This is a genomic window from Craterilacuibacter sp. (assembly GCF_051659485.1).
Classification (GTDB): domain Bacteria; phylum Pseudomonadota; class Gammaproteobacteria; order Burkholderiales; family Chromobacteriaceae; genus Craterilacuibacter.
Map to the genome: position 1 here is coordinate 1 of NZ_JBOFOO010000027.1, position 1,584 is coordinate 1,584.

The 1,584-nt window shown below is 60.7% G+C and carries 2 protein-coding genes; both read left to right on the plus strand.

What is annotated here, in order from left to right:
• The coding region (locus ACRC1E_RS00845; protein ID WP_438513217.1) for an ABC transporter ATP-binding protein at window positions 1–679 on the plus strand (679 nt) is incomplete at its 5' end.
• Between the two features lie 75 nt (window positions 680–754).
• On the plus strand, window positions 755–1,531 hold the full coding sequence (locus tag ACRC1E_RS00850; RefSeq protein WP_438513218.1) for a transporter substrate-binding domain-containing protein: 777 nt from the start codon (window positions 755–757) through the stop codon (window positions 1,529–1,531).
• Window positions 1,532–1,584 lie beyond the last annotated feature (53 nt).

The window sequence follows — 1,584 nt, forward strand, 5'->3', positions numbered from 1 at the left end:
GGTGTCGTTGATAGGCGCCAGCGGCTCGGGCAAAAGCACCTTGCTGCGCTGCATGAACCTGCTGGAAGTCCCGGACAGCGGCCGTATCGTGATCGCCGGCGAACAGGTGGCGTTCCGCCATGACCGCAAGGGGCAGACGATGGTCGCCGACCCGCGGCAGGTCGAGCGTATCCGCACCCGACTCGCCATGGTATTCCAGCAATTCAATCTCTGGCCGCATATGACTGTACTGGAAAACCTGATCGAGGTTCCGCTACGCGTTCTGGGGCAAACGCGCCCAGAAGCCATTGAACTGGCCGAAACCCTGCTGGCCAAGGTCGGCATCGCCGACAAGCGCCACAGTTATCCCGCTTTTCTGTCCGGCGGACAACAGCAGCGCGTCGCCATTGCACGCGCACTGGCAACCCGCCCGAGCGTCATGCTGTTCGATGAACCGACCTCGGCACTAGACCCCGAGCTTGCCGGTGAAGTCCTGAAGGTGATCCGCAATCTGGCGCAAGAAGGCTGCACCATGGTGCTCGTCACGCACGAAATGGCATTTGCGCGCGAAGTCTCCAGCAAGGTGCTGTTCCTGCATCAGGGGCGCATCGAAGAAGCGGGCAGCGCGCGGCAGGTATTCGAGTCGCCGAACAGTGAACGCTGCCGGCAGTTTGTCAGCGCCCAGTTCTGCCGTGCCTGATTGCGGCCAGTGGCGTACTTTTTCCCAGTAAGACATCCGGGCAGCAACGCGCCCTCATCAGGAGGTAATAAGAAGATGAAATCCAGAATGCTAAAACTGTGCTGTTCGCTTTCCCTCGGTCTGCTCGTCCATGGCAGCGCCATGGCAGCTACACCGCTCAAGATCGGCCTGGCAGCCGAGCCCTACCCGCCGTTCTCGACCAAGAACAGCAGCGGGCAGTGGAGCGGCTTCGAGGTCGATGTACTCAAGCAGCTGTGCCAGGAAATGAAGACACAATGCCAGATTACCGAGGTGGCGTGGGACGGCCTCATTCCCTCTTTGCAAAGCAAGAAAATCGACGTGATTTTCAACTCGATGTCGATCACGCCGGAACGGCAGAAAGTCATCAGCTTCAGCAAGCCTTACTACTACACCGACTCGATGTTCGTCGGCCGCAAGGACAGCAAGCTCGACCTGAGCCCAGCCGGCATGCGCGGCAAAACGCTAGGCGTACAGTCATCCACCGTCAACGCCAACTATGCGATGAAGCGCTACGGCCAGAGCGCCAACATCAAGTACTACAACACCCAGGACGAGCTGAACGCCGATATGGCCGCCGGGCGCATCGACGCCATGCTGCTTGACGCGCTGGCGGCCAGCGATTTTCTCGCCAGCAAAGCCGCCAGCAAACTCGAGTCCAAAGGGCTGGCCGCGCGCGACCCGATGTTCGGCCCCGGCGTTGGCGCGGGTCTGCGCAAGCAGGACACCGCGCTCAAGCAGCAGTTCGACGCGGCCATCGACAAGCTGATCAAGAGCGGCAACTACGACACCATCCAGAAGAAATACTTCAAGGTTAGCGTCACGCCCAAATAAGCCTTGCGCGCGCGGCCCGTGCCGCGCGCTCCCATCCCGGCATCACCACACTT